The sequence below is a fragment of the Lysinibacillus sp. NPDC093210 genome (assembly GCF_044753985.1).
In the GTDB taxonomy this organism is placed as follows: domain Bacteria; phylum Bacillota; class Bacilli; order Bacillales_A; family Planococcaceae; genus Lysinibacillus.
In genome coordinates this window covers 535,667-555,995 of the sequence record NZ_JBIVOE010000001.1, presented here as the reverse complement: position 1 = coordinate 555,995, position 20,329 = coordinate 535,667, and the positions used below count along the sequence as shown (strand labels likewise).

14 protein-coding genes are annotated in these 20,329 nt (G+C 33.4%); all 14 read right to left on the bottom strand.

Going from position 1 to position 20,329, the window contains the following annotated elements; all coding sequences use genetic code 11:
• Positions 1-25: 25 nt before the first annotated feature.
• Positions 26-820 (bottom strand): SPRY domain-containing protein, encoded by a 795-nt coding sequence (locus tag ACIP9C_RS02715; RefSeq protein ID WP_401008383.1) that lies wholly within the window; start codon positions 818-820, stop codon positions 26-28.
• A 40-nt stretch (positions 821-860) separates the two neighbouring features.
• Entirely contained in the window at positions 861-1,973 is a 1,113-nt protein-coding gene (locus ACIP9C_RS02710; protein WP_401008381.1) for a discoidin domain-containing protein, read from the bottom strand.
• A 400-nt stretch (positions 1,974-2,373) separates the two neighbouring features.
• A complete protein-coding gene (locus ACIP9C_RS02705) occupies positions 2,374-3,675 on the bottom strand; it encodes an SPRY domain-containing protein (protein ID WP_401008379.1) in 1,302 nt (433 codons plus the stop codon).
• On the bottom strand, positions 3,672-4,745 hold the full coding sequence (locus ACIP9C_RS02700; RefSeq protein WP_401008377.1) for a discoidin/SUN/FTP domain-containing protein: 1,074 nt from the start codon (positions 4,743-4,745) through the stop codon (positions 3,672-3,674). Before ACIP9C_RS02700 ends, ACIP9C_RS02705 begins: the two co-directional genes overlap by 4 nt.
• Positions 4,746-4,761: 16 nt before the next feature.
• Complete coding sequence (locus ACIP9C_RS02695; protein ID WP_401008375.1) at positions 4,762-5,091, bottom strand: hypothetical protein; 330 nt, start codon at positions 5,089-5,091, stop codon at positions 4,762-4,764.
• Positions 5,092-5,111: 20 nt separating this feature from the next.
• On the bottom strand, positions 5,112-5,708 hold the full coding sequence (locus ACIP9C_RS02690) for a hypothetical protein (protein ID WP_340825276.1): 597 nt from the start codon (positions 5,706-5,708) through the stop codon (positions 5,112-5,114).
• Positions 5,709-5,802: 94 nt separating this feature from the next.
• Positions 5,803-6,549 carry a hypothetical protein gene (locus tag ACIP9C_RS02685; protein WP_401008373.1) on the bottom strand — a complete coding sequence of 249 codons (747 nt, stop codon included), beginning with the start codon at positions 6,547-6,549 and terminating at the stop codon, positions 5,803-5,805.
• A gap of 62 nt (positions 6,550-6,611) precedes the next feature.
• Positions 6,612-7,775, bottom strand: coding sequence for a hypothetical protein (locus ACIP9C_RS02680; protein WP_401008371.1), 1,164 nt, complete (start codon positions 7,773-7,775; stop codon positions 6,612-6,614).
• A 26-nt stretch (positions 7,776-7,801) separates the two neighbouring features.
• Positions 7,802-8,215, bottom strand: coding sequence for a PAAR domain-containing protein (locus ACIP9C_RS02675; protein ID WP_401008369.1), 414 nt, complete (start codon positions 8,213-8,215; stop codon positions 7,802-7,804).
• 12 nt (positions 8,216-8,227) lie between these two features.
• Positions 8,228-11,992, bottom strand: a complete 3,765-nt coding sequence (locus tag ACIP9C_RS02670) for a phage tail spike protein (RefSeq protein ID WP_401008368.1) — start codon at positions 11,990-11,992, stop codon at positions 8,228-8,230.
• Positions 11,993-12,015: 23 nt separating this feature from the next.
• Positions 12,016-12,657, bottom strand: a complete 642-nt coding sequence (locus tag ACIP9C_RS02665) for a hypothetical protein (protein ID WP_401008366.1) — start codon at positions 12,655-12,657, stop codon at positions 12,016-12,018.
• A 10-nt stretch (positions 12,658-12,667) separates the two neighbouring features.
• On the bottom strand, positions 12,668-13,324 hold the full coding sequence (locus tag ACIP9C_RS02660; protein ID WP_401008364.1) for a hypothetical protein: 657 nt from the start codon (positions 13,322-13,324) through the stop codon (positions 12,668-12,670).
• Between the two features lies 1 nt (position 13,325).
• Positions 13,326-13,922 (bottom strand): distal tail protein Dit, encoded by a 597-nt coding sequence (locus ACIP9C_RS02655; protein ID WP_401008362.1) that lies wholly within the window; start codon positions 13,920-13,922, stop codon positions 13,326-13,328.
• A complete protein-coding gene (locus ACIP9C_RS02650) occupies positions 13,922-20,269 on the bottom strand; it encodes a peptidoglycan DD-metalloendopeptidase family protein (protein WP_401008361.1) in 6,348 nt (2,115 codons plus the stop codon). Before ACIP9C_RS02650 ends, ACIP9C_RS02655 begins: the two co-directional genes overlap by 1 nt.
• Positions 20,270-20,329 lie beyond the last annotated feature (60 nt).

Here is a 20,329-nt window from a genome sequence, read left to right as displayed (position 1 = left end):
TTTCCTTTCTTTTAATGTGTTCTATTTATATTTTTAAGATAATTTTCTTTGGTTTTTTTATTGTTTGCGAGGACACAATCCTATCTTCTATGTTGTTCCCAAAGCTACTTAAATCATTAGGGTAGTTTTGTTTAGTGAAAGGCACATCTAAATGAATTTCTGTGTCTTTCTCAATACCCCATAAAACTATATTTTGAGTCGAAGAATTAGGAAGATGAACAATTGTCTTGTCTGATAATGAGTAAAAGGTGTTGTTATTTTTTAGTAGTAAACGTACGATAGTCTTTCCTACATATGGTTCATAACCCTGTGGTATAGGGTAGATAAATGGGGTAGCACCAAAATTCGCTGTTATTTTAAAATCAGTGTTTATCCCTACTACATAAGGAAACCAAGTATCATCTCCTAAATTAGTAAATGCAACTCCTTGTGAGATACCATTTCTTGAAAACTCAATGGTTTTATTATCTAAATCTAGCGATACACCAATAGTGTCGCCTGTTGTGTAAGTTACACCATATCCTGTTGTATAGGGAGAGAGTTTACTTGCATTATTTCCGTAAGCTCTAGTTGCTGTGAATCCACTTGCATTATCAAATCCTGTTAGTGCTTGTGTTCTTGTTGCAACACCTATAGCATTTATATAAGAAGATACTCCTTTAATTAAAAACTCAAAATACCATTTTCCACTTTTTCTACCTATATTCGCCTTAGCCCCTCTATAAGTATTTGAACCTGTAAAAGATATTGATAAATCATCAGTAATTGTAAGACCCGAGTCTGTATCATCAATATTCCAAATTACTTTTTCGATTGTCATTTTTTCACCTTCTAAAGTTTATCAAAATAAAAACTCAGCACTAGTTAAATCTAATGCTGAGTGGTTTCTTGTCTAATTGTTTTGTTGTAAGAGTATTTTTCTCACTATCTTGCAACACATAACATACTACGCCTATAGGAATATTAAGACTCTTTAAGCTCTTTACACCATAGTCAGAAAAACTTCTTTCTGAATTGTTATTTAGATTTAATAGAGATAGCCCTCTGTAGCCAAAAATCAATTTGCCAATAGCAGAGTAAGATGATGAGTTTGCTACTGTTATTTGAAGCCTATAGTATTGGTAAGCTTTTGAATTATTAAACTCGTATATTCTAGTCTCATTTTGCTTCCAATTTGTTTGGTTTTCTATTAATGATAACTCTGTCCATACCAAATTGTCATTAGAGCCTAGAATCTTAAACTCTTTTGGCGAAGTAATGTTACTGTCTGAGTAATCTCTTGTTGTGAAAGATATTTTATTATATCTTTTACTAGTTCCAAAATTAACTTGAATCCATCCTAGAGGGATTCCACTTGTGGTAATCCATGAGTCACCAGAACCACTATTTGTATTATTAAAAGCCTTCCAACAAGAATAGCCTGAATTAAAATCGCCACTAGATGTTATTACATATGGTGATGGTGTATTATAAGAGGTCATAATTAGTGGTTCAAATTCATCGCTATATAAGAGCGAATGTATTTTATAATTTGATCGAAATAAAAAATATCTCCTAAGTGGGGAATAATTTTGTAACACAACTTTTTCCTCATTAGTTGCTAAAGTATCATAATAAATTTGCTCATAACTAATATTGTCATATGAAATACTGATTTTTATGTTTCTAATGTCGTAAGAACTGTTTCCCCAATTCTTTAGAAATATTTTCGCAAAGCTTTTAATATATTCAGGAAGTTTTATAGTGTAATAAATTCCACCTGAATTAGTATTGTATGGAGGTAAAGAACCTTTTGTTTGAAGCATGTGAAGGTATCCTATGTCGTCAGTTCTATAGATGGCATTAGTTTCAACTACATGATTTTTTGTAAGCTGAACTAAAGAGCCCTTTTGGTCATACACCTCAATGGAACTCATACCACTGCCACTAGAACCACCTCCTGAACCCTCTACTTTTAAATACAAATTAGCCATTTTCTAACGATACACTCCTTTTTTATTAATTAAACATTATGTTTTAGGTTTTTTGTCTAAGCTTTTAGCTAAAAGTCTATGCCCTCCACTAGAGAGACCATTTTGTAACATAAAAGCTCTATTAGCTTTTACGTTATTTTTGATAACCTCAGGGAATTTACCATATTTAATGAAGTTTTTTAGAACTTAAAAGAACTAGAGTTATGAAAAGAATATGTCACAATACTAGTAGAGGTATCACATGCGGTATCCTATTTCCTATATTCTTTTGTCCCAAAGCTTTTATTACTTGTTGTTGTCGATTGGTTTAGTAATTGGTTTAGTAAATTAGAGTTATTAATAATTAAGCTTGTGTTGATATAATTTACCTGTGTGCTTGTGTTATCAATCCAAGTTGACATCATCTCACCTCAGTTTTTATAGCTCTAATATCTATATATTTCTTTAAATCAATAGTTTCACTAAACACCTTACCAACTTCACCAACACTTAAAATATCACTTCTCTCTGTCATTGCAATAGGTTCAATCTCTGTGATTTCTCTAGTAAAAGGTGCTAGGCTGCCCATTCCATGTTCTGAAAACTGAATTGAATTAGTAAGTGTTGTTGAAAAATCTGACCAAAATGGATTTTTGATAGGCGTAGGTTTTTGAATTAACTGAACATTTCCTAATGAAGCCCTACCGTTTCCTCCTGAGCTTCCATACGCATATATTCTGTAAAATCTATATGCTATATCGTTTGAGAACCTATATTTTTTTAAGGTAGCTGTCATATGTTCTGTTGTGTCAAATAAATCAACAAAATCAACACCATTGTTTGAGCCTTGAAACTTATGTTTTGTTATATACGCTGTTCCCAGATAAGCTTTTGCTTCATATGAGGTAACTACTTTTTCATTCCCAAAACCAAAGTCAATAGTTATCCATTCAGGGTTAGTAGGTGTTGCTCCACTACTAGAAATCCAACCACTAGTGGGGCTAGTAGCAAGATAGCCATAGTTAGCGCCATCACTACTAGATTGTGTAATAGTGATACCATCTTGTGTAGGTTTGGTCATTGGTGCAATTAATTTTTCCCCTCCATCAGAAGGTATTTTTTTATTGTATTTTTTGAAAATTCCGTTGTGTAAAATAAATGATTTACTTTCGTATGAAATAAATTGTGAATCATCATAACTTTTAACCCCTAAAGGTAAGTCATTTGAATTAGGTGGATATTTAAAAGGTGTTGCGCCAAAGTTAGCAGTAAAGCCACCATTACCTGTTGTAGTTCCACTTGATGCTATAATACAGAAACTCGAGAGTTTATTAATATTGTTATATGCTACTCCTAAGTTGACACCATTCTTATAGAATGTAAGCTCTCCATTATTAAAATCTACTAAGATTCCAATAATATCCCCAACCGCATAGGCGGGGGCGTAAGTAGTCGCCACACCACTGTTGTATTTTGCCCCATTGTAGTAGTAAAAAAAATAATTGGCGTTTGTACCTATCGCACTAGTCATAGGAAGGTCATTTGAACCTATACCTATGCAGTTGTAATTTAATGCATCAACCTTAACCTCACAAAACCATATTCCACTAGTTTTTGGGTCAGTTGATTTAACTGAGCTTTGTTGAAGTATGTTATTAGCTGTTAAGTTTTCATTGCTGAGAGTTATAGTTGCGCCTTTTTCAATAGGATTCCATGTTGTCATTGTCTTTTCACATCCAATCTATCAATGCTTATCCATTGACTACGAGTTATCTGTTGTCTGTGAATACTACCTGACTCTAACCTTGTTGAATCAATATTCATGTTAAAACCGTAGTCTCTTTTTAATAATAATGTTGATTCGGAAGATTGATAGAAGTTTAATGCGCCAATTCCAGTGTAGCTTGCATGGCCATTATTTGCAGTCCATTTTATTCTATATGACCTGTACTTAATATTATTGAAGAACTCATATTCTTTGTCCGTATTGTTTGTTGACCAGGATTGATTTGATCTTTTGTCTAGTTCTATCCAAGTACCATTAATACCATCAGTTGTATTTAAACTTCCTTCTAGCACCCAATTTTTTGGCATAGAACTTAAATAAGCTCCTGCCATACTTCTAACTTTATATTTATTTATTCTAATTTCATTATTAAAATAGAATCCTAAAAAGCCTTCAATAACACCACTTTTTGTAACATAGCTTTCGGAGTTATCAATTCCACTAAATGCTTTCCAGGCTGCAAAGGATGTGCTATAAATTGTTTCAGAGAACGCCAAACCCGTTTGTGATGATGTATTGGAAGTTAATTTTGGAACAACATAGTCTCCAACTATATTTGTGTGTTTTTTAATATATGGGTTATCCTCAAAATCCCCTTTAGCAATAACAAATACATCCGACACAAACCCTGCAAATAAATCGATTCTTACTTGAATGTACTGTTTCATATCAGACTGAATTGTTCCGTCCATTGCAAGTGGTAACCAATCTGACCAATTCGCCCCGTTATCTGAAACTCTTGTTAATACTGCAAAAGAACTTAAACCATTCATAGTATTTGTTGTAAATACTTTTTCGTAGCTGTTAAATATATCACCGAGATTGATTACATCTGAAGTCCAGCTGCCTTCTGCTGCATAGATTGGGTTTTCTGTACTATCCACATCGATTTGTGTTAATCGCAAATGTCCAGTTGTCTTGTCTATTTCAGTATTTTTATAAGTTCCAGATACACTGAGAGCTAGACCTATTTCTTTTTTCTCCAGATTACCGCCTATTAACGACATAGAGCATCCTCCTTTCTTAATGAATAATACTTTCTTCTTGTCTATCTCCAGTATCAATCGATTCTATTCCTCCAATGAACGTAATAAAGCTCCCATGAACGTTCGTAAATGATTGATTTAAAAACAATACAAGAAATTTAGCTTTCATATCTGCATTTATCTGCCCAATTCTGGCAACTAAGCCTTCACGTGTAAACATTTCGATTAGCTTTTCTAATGTGTATTTTCCTACGGCTATTGTGTAGCTACGTTCAGTGGATGATTCAAATAATGAAAACTTATTGTTAGATGCCGTAATCTCCAAAACATCGCTTTTTTCAGGTAGTTGCAGCCAAAATCGTTTCATTACATTCTTCCTTTCGTGAATTATTTAATGATCCAGTTAATTTGCCCAACTCTATTAGCTGCCAATGGAGCGTAAAAGCGTCCCACTTCTGTTCCGTTTGATTGGAATAGCAAATAACCGTTCATTGGTTTATTCGAAGTGAGTTTTACTTCAATGAAAGCACGCTCGTTAAAGGGCAAAGCTACAGTAGGCTGGAAAAACAGTTGTATATCATCTTTTTTATAATTTGTTTTATAGCCAAAATGTATCGATTTGATATTCGAACGTTGAACACCTTGTTGACTACTAAAATCAGTAAAGGCTTCTTTATATGTGATAAGGTCTTTTTGTTCGAAGTTAGTTGTTAAAGGATAAGTTTTGCCATCTTCCTTTACGTAAGCAACTTCAATTTTTCTACCGTTTATGTTGAAGGAGCCATCTGACATTTCAAAATAAAATTTCATCCTTTGCCCAAACAAACCAAAACGAATAACCTGGTTTTTCTGAATTAAATAAAAATCATTTTTTTTATGCGTAAGTAAATCATACTCAGCGAAGTTTTTACCATTGGCGTAATCAGCGTTCCAATTAAAGGGAAGATTAATGGCTTGATAGTTTTCGGCAGTTGTGAATAACATGTTTTATCTATCTCCTTCATTGCATTGAAGTGTTTTTTATTGTATGAAAAAAGGGTAGGGGACTGGCCCTTACCCTGTTAAACTATTCTATTTTTTATACGTAACGATAAGATACACGTTGCATTAATTGGTTTTTACCTGCAGACGCATTCATCGGAACATCAGCATAAACAGAAATCTTAACAAAGTTACCACCTGCTAGGTCAACGTTTGTTCCTGCATCATTGGTAACATTGGCTAAACCTAAAATTTCTTTAGCCTTTGGTGTTTTATCAATTTTAATTGCCAAATATTCTACTGTTCCATCCATAATAGCGTTGCCTTCTACAGTTGGCCATGAGGGCTGTGTTGCGCCTGTCGTTCCTGCTTTCGATACTTTATAAATATAATTATTATTTGACGTTGGTTGAACGTAAGCATCTAGTGTCATTGCTGTTCCTGCAGACCAAACTTGTGCAGTTGCAGCGTGTATATTTGTTGTAGTACCGTTTGTGCCTAAGTCCTTAGTACCAGAGGGATTAAGAGGATTTCCACCTTTACCAACAGGTAAGAAACGGGACTCTGATAGGCTATCAACACGGACATGGAACCAATTGTCTTTTACAGCTTCTACAATCTTTCCTTCTAAATCGCCTGTTCCACCACTTCGGTCACGTGTTGTAAATGTTACTTCTTCCATTTTAGGTGCATCGGTTGTTCCCCCTCGGTTGTTCCAAATATAGAATATCTTTGTATCTGATTGGGAAGCAGCATCAACAGTTTTGTAGTCTACTGTGTAGTTGACTTCTTTTGATTTTTCGTTTGTACCTTCATACCATGATACGATGGGTTGGTTAGACATAAATAAATTCCTTCTTTCTAGTTCATTTTGTTTTTTATATAATAAAAACTCTTTAAGCCTCACTAAGAGTTTAAAGAGTCGTTTAACATGATTTTGACATTGACTGATAAATTTTGGGCATCAACAGAGAAGGAGGGGATATATAATCTAAAAATATCACCTTTTTCCACGGTATGTGCTGTTAAAGTATGAGATTGATCATCAAGATTATTATTTTCTCTAATCATTATTGGGTTATCGGTTACATCGAACCAATCTGTGAAGTTAGCTGATTTTTGTACCCAAATAGGGGTTGGTTCTAAGCCTATTGATGAAACGGAAGCTTTGATTTCGCCAATTTCGCCAGCATAATCAAAAACAATATGAGGGTCTTGCACACCTTCTAAAATATCTTTCGGGATAACAAATACCATCGTTTTATCGTTAACAAATTCCGTAATACTTTTTAATTTAATATAATGTTCTTTACTCATTAAGCCGTTTAATAGTTCACTGGCTAAAGGAATATTTCCCCCCAATGCGTCAATTGGGATCCAATCTTTTCCGTTCCAACGATAACGTATACCTGTATCAAAAACTTGTGTTGTCCAGCCAACTTCAGGGTATGGATATTTTTTTGCAATATCGTTATATGTATTAACATAAGGCTGATAAATTAAAACAGTCGTTTCATACGCATCTTTGACTAATTCTGTGGCATCCTGCGCTTTTTGTGTTGCGATTAATGCCTGGTCTGTTGCACTATTAGCATCGTTAATGGCAATCACAAGACGCTTTAAATAATTTTCATAAGTATCTGTACGATCAATTAATTCCTGTACTTGTGATTTACTTTTTTCAATAATGTCATGCAATGATTCAGTCGCAGTTGTACCATCATAATGAATGATACGTGTGGAAGGGTAGAGGATAAGGCCTCTTCCTTTATAAATAATTGAAAGTGTCTCAGCTTCTTTTGATTGATGGAAATAAACAAAGCCATTCGTATAGTCAACATAAAACTCATTATGACTAAGGTTATGTTTAATAAATGCTTCGTAGTTTATTTCAAGCATATCTATAATACGCACCTTAAACATTTCATCAGGAATTTCTAATAAGCACACACGTTGATTTACTACACGGGCAATATCCAGTCTATCGATAAAAGGGTCGTTAGGTGAACCTTTTCTCCAAACGATATGGATAGGGTTATTAAATTCTAAATAGTTAATAGGTAATGACAATGTATCACCTTCTTTCTTGCTTTTTTTTAATTAGCAAAGACGTTGCTAGAGCCGTCAGTAATGATTGAGCTTGAGCCAGCGTGCGTTTCAATCGCATCACTTTTTCTCGCTAATGGTTTCCCATTAATAAAAACAGTAGGGCTGCCATTTTTAACTGAACCATTCGTACTTGTATGAGCACCGCTATCATAAGACCAACCACCAGGAAGCTGATAATCATCTCTTTCGGTTGTTTTGGCGCCTGAGAACGTCACTTCTTTTCCATTGACAAATACATTGGTACTGCCTTCACTAATTTCTCCTTCAATGGTTGCGTTAATGTAATCATAAAAATAGGAGGAGTAAGGGGGAATAGTATCAGGATTCAGTTTCTTTATTCGGATATGATTAGGAGCAATACTATTTTGTATTTTTGCGCCTTTTATTGCTACTTCAGGCATGCTATCGCCTCCTTAGTTTAAGTTGATTCGAGTACCATTCACTTTAACGCCCTCACCATTTATGATGATTTTGTTTTCTCCTACGGCTAAAGTAATTGCAGTGGAAGCTTTGAAATTAATGTTTTTTCCATCAAAGTTCATAGAATGAGGTGTTTTCATTAAAATAGATTCATCGCCATTTTTAAGTGCAAATTCTCGTTTTTGGCCATCAGTGCCTACATAATCAAAATAAAAACCATCACTTTTTTTGTACTGGTAGCCAACATTATTTCCTGAGCCTGTATCACCGCCAGCCCCCCAAGTCATATGTGGGTAAGCAGCATCTCCTGTATCTTTTACTGTAATCGTAAGTTTATCTTTTTCGGCACCTCCATAATTAGTTTTAATTTTAAAGAAATTGTCCTTAATATGAATAAAGTCTTGTGGTTGATTGGAATTAAGTGTTTTTAATTTATTGACGGTTAAATCTGAAATATAGCTGCCATCCACATCTTTAATAATTTCATCGCTATCACTTCCCATAATTAGAAGCTTTTTCGCGTAAATAAGCCCATCTTTACCAATCCAAATACGCTTGTCACCTTTGGCATCAATGGCGATTCCTTCATTAGCATTTAACCGTATTTGTTCACCGTTATCCCCATTGATCGTAATGCCTTTAGTTTGGTCGAAAATGATTTTCTCTCCTAAAGACCCGTCCACAATTTTAAGATTGTGAGTGGTTATATCTTTGGCATAAAGTCTACCATCAGTGCCAACGTAAAATTTCTTCTCTTCTCCTACATAAATAGAAATTGCTTCATTGGCGTTAAGCTTAATTCTCTCTCTATTTTTTCCGTAGATTGTAATACCATCTTTCCAATCAAGCGTAATGGCATCACCTAAATCACCGTCTACAATACGAAGATTTTTTGTGACTAGTCCGTCAGCGTAGAGGGTACCGTCTTCCCATTGTTTGTCGCCGAGTGTAGCAAATAATTTACTTACCCATTGATTATTTTCCCACTTTTGCAGGGCAAGACCATTTGTCGCATTGAGGAAAGCGCGGTATTTGCCATCATTTCGAACAGCGATAAACCCAAATTCATTCATGATTAAATTATTATTATAAGAACCCATATGAATGCCTGAATAAAACAAGGAGTCTTCGATTGCTTGTCGTAAACGTGTTGCCTCATCGTAATAGTCTTTAAACTTTTGCACAAAAAAACCACGATCTTCAATAGGGCTCGTGGATTCAGTAAGGGGGTCTGTCATATCAATTTCTAAGTTTTGAGACTCAAGATAACCGTTCTTTAAGATTTTGATGTAGCTAGCTATGTAGTTCATTAATGTCAAATATACTTCTTTAACTTTGTTTGTTGAGTATCGATCTGTTATCGAATAGACAGTAGGGAAGGTTTGGGTAGTTGTATCAAACGGGCCATTTACATCTGTCTCATTATCTCGTTCACTTCGTATATACTTTTGTGCTTGTTGAAGTAGTAGCTGGTAGTCGGAGTGAATTTTATATAATTCTTTAATAAGCTCCAATTTTTCAAGCGTCGTTAATTTTCCATCTGCAACAATTTTGTCAAATAAACCAATATCAAAATAATTATTTTCAGCATCTAAAATTAATTGGTCAAGGTTATTTACGATTTTAATATTTTCAGCTACCATGTTTCGAGAATATAATGTTCCGTCTGTATTCGCCCATAAAATTTTCTTCCATGCATCACCGTCTTTTTGACTAACTGAAAATCCTTCACAAGTTGTAATAGCAACCTTCGTAATATCATTCCATGAAGTTAATCCAAAGCATTCTGGGTCTGGCTCATCTGTCACTAGCCCCAAACGCATTACTTCATCACCGTTCCGATTATAAATTGTTGTACGTGAACCTTGTGTCAGCCAAATACCTGATTCATCCTCGATGATTAAATTCACACCAGAAATAATCTTACCGAAAATTCGCTCGCCAAATATACCATCTTTCGAAATAGCATGTTTCCATGAGTTGCCGTTATCATTTGTAATGGCTAAAAATCCATTTTGGATGACTAACCAGCTTAAAGGATCCGTTAAATCTTTTACTGTAATACCACGTTCATTGATTTCAATTTGCTGATTATAGCCTGCCATCACTGCATTTTTTAACGAGTCCCATTTATTATTAATGATGTCATTGATGGCCCCGTTGTTTTTTTCGGAAAGATTCCATTTCCATTTTTCCATTTGGACGAGGGTAGAGGTATTACCAGCTTTGCTAAGCTGCTCTAACCAAGTATTTTTTTCATCAATTTCGTTGGTGATAATAACCGAAATGCTTTCTCTTTCAAAGTCATATGTAATTTCCATTATTTTAGCTTTTATATCTACTTGTAATCGATCGTAACGGACAGAAACGATATCACCTAAATTGAGCTTATCCCAATCATTTTGACATTCTACGACAGTTAAAAAATCAATGATATTCATATCTAATTTAATTTTAGGCTCTAAGTATTGCCTAAAAATTTCTTGCGCTTCTTCTAATAAATCTTGATCATCGACAATTGAGTCATTCGTATATTCTTTCTCGATTTCAAAATTAGATAACTCAGCTAGCTGATCATTAGAGAAATTACTTTCTCTTTGTAATTGATTTCTTAATTGTTCCAACTCATCTTCGTATTTTTTTAGTTGATAATTTAATTCTCGAATAAATGCTTCTTGATTGGAAATCTCATTTCTTTTTACTTCTAATCGACTAATAATAACCAAGTGGGCGGGGGAGTTGGATTGAAAATTGGCGTTAGATAAATCTAATTCATCCTCTATAATGACTTTTTGTGTAATTAAAGTGCTGAGTCGTTGATTTTCTGTTTGAATAATCGCTGTTTGTGTTGTGATTACTGTAGTTAAATAAGTAAACTTTTCTGCTAATGAATCAACTAATGTATGGTAATCTTCTAATGCTATGCAAAGCTCATCACTCAAATATTCTGAATGGCTAACGACGACTCCATTTTCTTGTTTAAAAGGATAAAGGTAGAATCTAAAATCTTCTAAATAAGACTGGCCTGTTGGATTTAAGCGATGAATAGTTAGACCTTCTTGACCATATACCTTTAATCGAGTGATTGTATCAATCGTATTGGTAGACAAATTAAAGCTTTCTAAATATTTGCCATCCCGAATATAAAATCCTTTATTGTTACCAATATTATCAGGTCTATAGAAGTGTATTTCACATTTAATCGTATCCCACACAATAAGTGCATTCCATAGGTTTGCTAAATCATAAATTATTTCTAATATATTATTAGAGGATACTTCGTAGCTTCGATACGTTTCGAAAAAGCTATCGACATAACCAATCTTCCATTTCGTATTAGTAGAAGACAATATTTCTGTAGCTATTTGTGCAAGTGTTTTACTAACTACCTCGAAGTCTCTAATATTTTTGTCACTTAATTGCACACCTAACGATAGGGCAGAATACTGTATATATTCATCATCACTATACGATTTGTTCGATTCATTTAATAGAAAGTATTCAGTAATAGGACCAAATTTCAGTTTAAATAAATAACGGTTTTTAATCGCTTGTATATTTTTATTGTCCATTGGCACACCGTCTTGAAAAATAACAGTTGGAATCTTAAATGATAGTTCATTTAATACAGATAGTTTTGTACTATAGCTAATATCATAGGCTTCACTTAGTGGTGCGATTGTCTTTTTATCAGGGCGGCATAGGAAAACTCTTGGTTTAACTGTTTTTAAATCATAATTAATGTCACCTATATTCACTTTATCACCTCCTTTCACTGAAATTATTGTTGAATAAATTGATGCTGATACCTAATACGCATATCAAAATCACCGTTTGCTTGAATGTAGTTGTTTCCGACTAGTAATTCTAAAAATTCATCATTATGATCATCATAGCGATAGACACCTGAATTTTGTCTATCTGACACGATTTCTTCTTTCTGACAATGAATATAAACTTCTTCATTATCGATTAGATTTTCTAATTGCATTTTTTGATTTGTCATCGTATTTATGATTTCGATTGATCCATTACCGTTTGTTTTTGTAATCCAAAGCTTAGGCTTAATATTAAAATCACCTAAGTTTTCTACAACGGCACATGGGTCAAAATTAATAGAAAATGCCTGAATATACGGCTTTTGATATTCTTGCGTAGCACTCATAACAATTTTATAGCGAAATGCCAAACCTTGAAGTCCGTATTGATCTACTAAATCTGTACTATATAAATTTAATGGCTGCCATTTTGTCCAATTGACTGCATCGTATGAAACTGAATAATAAAATTCGACTTGTTGTGCATGGACATTTAAAATATTTGCGGCAATCGTAGTAAAATATTTTTGGGCGTTATTTGTAATTGGATGAATTTTAGAGATATAAGAGCCCTTTACGTTTAAAATTGAACTCCATTTTTTCATGTAAGCACCTCTATTCTATTTTGCCAAACGGTCTAAATTCACAACTGCTGCCGATCCGTTTCCATTTAATTGTTTTAGCTTTACGCCAAACGACAGAGCCATCAATGGAAGTGACCCCATTTTGAATTGAAGCCCATTCAGGTTCAACTGTTGAAGATAATCCTGCTGTTTCGCAAATGTAGTAGTATTGTTTGCTACCATTTGTAGGGTAAACAATATCGGCCACTTCATAGTTATATTCCCTGCGCCAATTGATGCCGTTTGTATCATAGAACTCTTGGTTTAATCCAGTAAGAAAAGTAGGGGAGGTAGTTGAACTTCTGCCATCCACTACACATTCATATAAACCACCATTGTCAGGTACAGCTTTTATTAACTCGCCAACAATATAATCCTTATTCGTTTTCCTCGATTTTGCATGGATGCCTTCTCTTGTTGCAACCCACCCAATATGGCTACCGATTGCAGGTGTTTTATTCCATATTACATGACCGATTGAATAGAAAATATTTTCATTTAAATCCTCAATAGATTGTGTAGATGATTTTAAGTATTGTTCAAGCTTTGTAAAATTTCCACCATAGTTAATAATGGTCTCTTTAATATCATCCTGTTCAAAGGTAGCTTCAGTTACAATTTTTAAGTCTAATTTAGTTGTAGTTTCCATGTTAAATGTCACTCCATTTTAAAGTATTGGCATACAAGATGCCCCATGTATTCGTTAGTTCATCAATAGTTAATCCATTTGAAGTAATTTTCATATTATGACACTGTCCTTCCGCAAATGTAGTAATGTCATCCTGTAATAAATAGCCCTTATTCGATTTTCTGAACTCGATTTTATCTACTATTTGTTCATGCGAATAGCTGTAAGGTGAGTCGCACCGGATTGTTAACTCGACATAACCTTGTTTGAGTCCATTATGGATTAATCTAGAATCTCCTTCTACAAGTGCATACATCACTCGATTAGGATTATGATCAAACACTAGTGGTTTATAATAGGGCTGAAAGAGCCAACGAGCAATTTTTCTTAAGTCATGCTCATTTACCCAATCATCAAGATAAAAAGACAATTTAAAAGAGAGTGGATCATGTTCCACTCTCTGAAAGTAAGGTGTTTCATTATTAGCGATTTTCTTTTCGATAATACGTCGTTGTGGTAAAAAATTCTCTTCGAATAGATTACCTGAAGACCATCCAATATAAACACCCATATCTTTTGACGAAATATTATCATACATAAAATGAATTGATTCTAACACTAAGTTCTCATTCCTTTCTTACGTAGTAAGTTGTCATTAATCATTTTGCTAAACTTATTGAGATCATTCATATCCCCATTCATTTTATCGATATTGAATTCGATGTTTATATTGCCATATGTAGTCCCTTCAGAAAGATAAGTTTTTAACATGGATGATTCGGGCAGAGGGGATAGGGTGCTAAAAATTTTATCCATGACATTAATGGAGTTAAACAAACTTTTAGTATCTGCCGAATCTAACATAATTTCATTCGGATGTGCGATAATGGCTTTACCACCTTTTCCATCAATACCACTACCAGACCAATTCATGTAGCCGCCAGAATCCAATGATGCTATATGACTTCGAAAATAATCTTGTAATTTAGGGTTTTGAATAAATTCTATGTAATTTTGCATCATACTTTTTAATTGGGATTTTTGCGTTGTATTTAAAGTATTGGATATCTCTCTGTAACCTGCATTTGTTTGGATTTTGGAGCCTTGATCTCTACCAGCTTTAGCCATTTTATCAGCTGTATTGCGCAATATTTGTTGCTGTACAGGGTCACTAATTTGGTTGACTAATACATCTTTAAAGTATTTAGCAGTTAACACTCTAGAATCGCCTACGCTAAGTGAAGTACCAATACCATATTTAGAAGCATTGTTATAAGAGTTTTCAGAATTGCCACCTATAGCTCCACCATTTAAAAACTGATTAAAGTATTCATTGTATGCGCCGCCGCTTATATTAGATTGTTCTTTAAAATATGCTTTTAAAGTTTCCATCTCCGCATTAGTTAGCCCTGATATTGCTGAGTCAAAACTAGTATTTTTAGAAATAGTAGCTCCTTGGTTATGACCTGCTTCTCCATAAATATTACCTTTATAATGAGCTTGTTCCTTTGCAGCGCCTGTCAACATATTCGCAACATTATCAGTTAAAAATTTTCCTAGTAAAACTTTGAGGTTTGCTTCTGATAAATTCCCTTTTGATGATGTGCCATTGCCATAGTTTTTATCAATATCAGGATTATAGCCTTCTGGTGGAACATTTGATTCAATTTGGGAAGCATTAAATTTATTAATTAAATTTAATGCTTCTTGTAGTTGGTCTATAACATTTTGACGAATAGAAGTACCGACTGCATTCATCGTGCCATTCATTGTATCTGCTAATCCTGGCATCGTTAATTTCATTTCATTAATATATCCTTGAAAATCCGCAGTAATTTTATCAAAGTTTTCTGCCATAATGTCTTTTCTTAACTGTGCAAACTTTCGTTCATCATTAAGTAAATCATTATAATGTTTTTCCCAATATTCTTTTTCACGGTTAATATTATTGATGACATTTTCATGTTCTTTCTCTTGAAGCTTGGTTTTTTCGTCTATTTCTTCTTCTTTTGTTTCAAGCGCATCATTTAAAGACTCTTTACGTAATTCAATTTCTCGATCGTGTCTACGTTCGGCAATTTGTTTATCAAGTTCATCTAATTGCTCTTGCAGTTTTTTTCGCTTAGATTTTGCTTCATGTGAGTTATCAAGTAGTAATAGATTATATTGACTTTGGACATTATTTCTTTCTTTTTCCATATCGCCAATTTCCATTTCATAATCACGTTCAGATTCTTGTCTATCTAGAAGTTTTAATTTATCCTCTACATTCTTTCGAAATAAATCCATTTCATCTTGAAGATTATTCATGATTTTCTCATGTTTATTATTTTCTTGATTGATTTCATCTTCAATTAATTTCATATGTTCATCTCTACGTTCTTGAACATAATCTTTATATGCAGAAATTAAATCATTTGCAATTTTTTCTAACTTGGATTTATTTGCTTCTTCAAGCTGTTTTGTATAATCTTTTACAGCAAGTGTGGCATTTATATAAGCTAAAGTTTCCGCTTTTAATAGGTCTTCAATTTGTTTGGATTTTTCAATGGTTATATCTTTCTGTTTCAATTCTTCAGCTAACTTATTGCTTGTTTCTAAATGTTTCTCTGCAATCTTTTCTTGCTGCTTAAGCATGATATCAGTATATTTGGCATAGTCAGCAGATCCTTCTTCATACATTTTGCGAATTCCTTCTGCTCTGTCTTTCTCAAATTGCATATCAGCAATAGCTACATCTGATTGGGTTTTAATATTGACAATGATTTCATAATTATTATCTTGAATATCAAGCTGGAGTTGTTTGATATCCTTTTTTAAGTCGGTGGCTCTGTCATTTGCTGTCGTTAATGCCTCGCCAAATATTTGTCCCTTATTCATTAAATTTTGAATATCACTTAATTCTTGACGATTAATATTTTGCTTTTCACGCATTGTTTTATTAATATTTTCAAGTGATTGTTGATATTTGAGGGAAGCAGTATCGAGTTCATTTAAAACCAAATACTCGTAATCAAGGGAGGAATCTTTCGTTTTACGTTTATCTTCAAAGGAATTGATTAAATCATTAACAAGACTTACATACGATTCTAATTTCGAGGTATCAACATCAACAATTGCAAAATCAATTTCGCTATTAATTTTACCTAATTCATGTAGTTTTTCAGTATACTCTGCAACGACAGCGGCTGATAGTTGGCCACTATTAATAAATTGTTTTAATTGCTCAATTTCAGCAACATTAATTTTCTTTTTTTCAATTAAGGCTTGTGCTTGCTTGTCTAATTCATTGCGGTATTCCTTTGATGATTCTTTATATTTCTTTAAGCGATTAGCGCTATTTTCTAGAAATTTATCATAATTTGATTTCTTATATTCAAACGGAAGTAAGTACGCATCAATAATTTCTTTTTCTAATTTGGCAATGGCTTCTTTTTGATTTAAAATATCCATTTGCAAATTGATTAGTTCAGATTTTGCTTGATCTATAGCTTGTTGTCCAGTTGCAACAACGTTAGAAGAATCCGGTATAGTGCCTGAGTTTGCATTATTATAATAAGCTGTTGGATCAATCTGTTGACCGTTTTTACGCGCTTCATAATGAAGGTGGGGACCAGTTGTCCGCCCTTCTTTTCCAGTGTCACCAATATAAGTTCCTGCTTGAATGTATTCTCCAACCTTTGCTACCGTTTTATCTAAATGAGCATAAAGGTGTTCAATACCCGAATCGTCTCTAATGACTACAATATTTCCATATGATTCATGTTCTTTATTTTTTACTGCATTACCTGCTTTTACGACTGTACCAGATACGTTTGCCTCTAATCTTGTCCCTTTTTTAGCTGAAATATCTATACCTAAATGTTTATCTGGTTGACCAGTAATTGGATCTAGACGTCCTCCATAGGTACTTGTAATTTTACCCGACCATCCACTTATTTTTTTGGCAGTACTTGACGTCGATTCATTGCTTGTAATCATCCCGGTTTTATTGATTTTTGATGAAGAGACTTGGGATTGAATAGAGTTAGCTTGTTTTTCTATAATCGATAATTTATCTTTTTCTAGTTTTAATTGCTGTTCTAATGATTTTCGATATTCTTCAGAATGCTTCGGTAGGGTAGATTGAAGTTTTACTTGCTTTTCAATTTCAAGATTTAAATTTTCTAGTGACTGTTTATATGTATCTGTAATATAGATGGATTCTTTTGTTTTATTGTTGACAGCATTTGATGATTTTATTGAGGAATTATTTGTTGAAATAAAATTATCAATTGTTGCTATATTATTATTCAATTGTTTATTTAAATTATTTAACTCACTATTACCATTAACTATTTTCTCATTATTGGCTGCTTGAATCATTGAAGCTCTCATTGCTCCAAGTGCTTCATCATTAGTCATCATAGTTCCCTTATTTTGATTATCGATTACGCTTTGTAAAGCCAGATTTAATGTCATGAGTGACTGTATTTCTGTTTGTTTTAGTTCTATTCGCTTTTTAATGGCATTTGCAGAATCTAATGTCATTTGTTGTTCAATAGTTAATTTTCCATCTCGAGCTAGTTTGTATGCCTTTAATAGTGTGTCGTTTGCATGATTTTCTTCCTGAATAGCTTTAATTTTTTCTTGGTTTAAGACTATTGCTTTACCATCTTGATCAAGAAGAGTAGGATAAAGTTTGTTCAAGCTATTCATAATCATATCTCTTGAGTTTAATGTATTTACAAGTTGTTGTTCTTCAGCTGTTAAATTACTCTTTTGGCTAAGATTTCTTAGTTCTTCTTCAGTATGTTCCTTCAATTGATTAGTTAACATTTCATATTGGAATAATAAATCCGAAGTATTATTTACTTTATTTTGTGATACACCCACTAGTTGCTCAGAAGTACTAATAAGGTTATCTACTTCGTCCTTATAGCCTAATACTTTTTCTTTAGCCTGCCCAAATGTTAAGTTATTTAACTTCATTTCAATTGATAGTTCTTTTTGAGTTTTAGTAGTTTCTTTGAATTGCTGATTTAAAGAATCCATAATACTACCAATTTCTTCTTCACTTAACCCTAAATTAGACAATTCACCTTTAATAGCAGATATCTTATCTTTAGTTTCATTAGCCATAGCATCAAAAGTTTCAGTAGTCGCATTCTCCATGTTTTGGAAGGCGCTTGTTATATCGGTTATGAATGAATTAGCATTTGTGTTAGAAAATAAGGTTGTTAAAGAATCTTGTAAAGTATTTAAATTACTTGTATCTGTGGCAGCGATTAGTTGTGCTGCAAAACCTTCTGCATTGTTTTTTGCACTTTCCGTTAATTTATCGTTTTCACTTATGGTTTGGGCAATAGTAGCAATATAATCTGATTTTTGTGCTAAAACTTCCCGATTAAGTTCTCTTTCGTTCTTAACAATTTCTTCTTTAAAGTGTTTTACTTGAATGTTTAATTTCTGATAGTAAGCTGCTAGCTGACTATCGCCATTATTCTCAGCATCTAATTGAAGCTTTGTCAAATCTTTTATTTTTTTATCATAATCCTCTGTTGTTTTAAGTGCAGGTTTTCCTTTACTATCCCTAAAGTTAACTTTTTCATATAAATTAGGGTTTAAATTTGTAGTATGGGAAAGGGTAATAGTAGCATCTTCCGCTAAATTTTTTTGTTTTGACTCAAGTTTAGAAATGGTTTTCTTACGTATTTTAATATTGTCATCACGTTCATCATGGGCATCTTGTTCAGCTAGCTGTGCGGCAATTACTTGTTGTTCTTTAAGAAGACCAATTTTTACTTTTAAGGCTTCTGAGGACCCAACGATTTTATTGCCAAATTCATCCTCACCATTAACTAAATTGGGTAAAAATTCTGCAAGTTGATTAGAAATATCTCGATATTCGGCAAGTACGGATGTATCTGTATTTCCCAATGCCATAGCATCCTCTAACTGATCGTATCTTGATACCAGACCATCTATTTCAGTGGAATGTTCAGTATAGGAATTCAAAATTTCCTCTTGTGCTACCTTTAAGTCTTCTGCCTTTTGCTTGGCCTTTGCAATACTCTCACTAATTTTTCCTATAACAAAATCTACCGCCATAAAACCTAAACCGATACCTGTTGCTGATAAAAGTGTTTTTCCAAATGTGCCTACACTTCTCTCCGTACTTTCAAAGATCCCTTTCAGTGTACTAGTCGTATCTATAGCTTTTAAGAATGTATCACCAAGAGAAGTAGAGCTTTGTGAGGCTTCTTTCGTATTTTTGCTAAACCCCATAATACCTTGATTAATGTTTTCTAATTGGCTTGAGATTTCTGAAATGCCGGCGATATTGAAACCTTCACCGAATTGTATGTCATTGATCTGTGTATTTAAATCTGAGATTTGGGAAGCTAATAGTTCGAAGTCAGTGTTATTTGCATAGGCATTATACAATGCATAAAAATTAGATAACGTTGTTTCGAGATTTTGCAGACTTTGTTGTGTTTCTTGTAAGCCGTTTAATTGAATTTGGTTGGAATTAACCTTTTCTACTTCTCTTTTAAGTTGCTTTAGTAGTTGTTCTAATGATTGTAGGTCACCAGTAGGAATGCTTGCTAAACGTTTATAAAATGATTTCACATTTACATTGCTATCATCAATAGCTTCATTTAACTTGTCTATCGATTTTACTGTTGTGGTTATTTGTTGTTTGAATTCATTGAATTGTGAAAGGGTAGGGGATGATCCAGCTCCAACATTTTGCAGTTGTACGTTTAACGTATCTATATGTTGTTGAAGGGCATTAATTTGCTGTTCATATTCCATAAATAAAGTTGTATTAAAACCTTTTACGTCAAAGTTTATCGTAAGCGTATTTATGTTTTTTAATCTCTTAATGTATGTATTAATATTCTTTCTTGAAACCTCGTCATTGACTCCTAGTGCGACTAATAAATCCATTGGTTTATTTGATTGTGTACCGTTAGTACTCAATTGTTTTTCCCTCCTATTATGAGATAAACAGAAAAATACAGCGCCTATAAAAGTTGCTGC

What these genes read in the sequence shown, in the direction of transcription:
- ACIP9C_RS02710 (WP_401008381.1), bottom strand. Translation starts at nt 1,973, where the DNA reads ATGGCTAATTTGTATTTAAAAGTAGAGGGTTCAGGAGGTGGTTCTAGT.
- ACIP9C_RS02705 (WP_401008379.1), bottom strand. Translation starts at nt 3,675, where the DNA reads ATGACAACATGGAATCCTATTGAAAAAGGCGCAACTATAACTCTCAGC.
- ACIP9C_RS02675 (WP_401008369.1), bottom strand. Translation starts at nt 8,215, where the DNA reads ATGCCTGAAGTAGCAATAAAAGGCGCAAAAATACAAAATAGTATTGCT.
- ACIP9C_RS02665 (WP_401008366.1), bottom strand. Translation starts at nt 12,657, where the DNA reads ATGAAAAAATGGAGTTCAATTTTAAACGTAAAGGGCTCTTATATCTCT.
- ACIP9C_RS02715 (WP_401008383.1), bottom strand. Translation starts at nt 820, where the DNA reads ATGACAATCGAAAAAGTAATTTGGAATATTGATGATACAGACTCGGGT.
- ACIP9C_RS02690 (WP_340825276.1), bottom strand. Translation starts at nt 5,708, where the DNA reads ATGTTATTCACAACTGCCGAAAACTATCAAGCCATTAATCTTCCCTTT.
- ACIP9C_RS02695 (WP_401008375.1), bottom strand. Translation starts at nt 5,091, where the DNA reads ATGAAACGATTTTGGCTGCAACTACCTGAAAAAAGCGATGTTTTGGAG.
- ACIP9C_RS02700 (WP_401008377.1), bottom strand. Translation starts at nt 4,745, where the DNA reads ATGTCGTTAATAGGCGGTAATCTGGAGAAAAAAGAAATAGGTCTAGCT.
- ACIP9C_RS02660 (WP_401008364.1), bottom strand. Translation starts at nt 13,324, where the DNA reads ATGGAAACTACAACTAAATTAGACTTAAAAATTGTAACTGAAGCTACC.
- ACIP9C_RS02685 (WP_401008373.1), bottom strand. Translation starts at nt 6,549, where the DNA reads ATGTCTAACCAACCCATCGTATCATGGTATGAAGGTACAAACGAAAAA.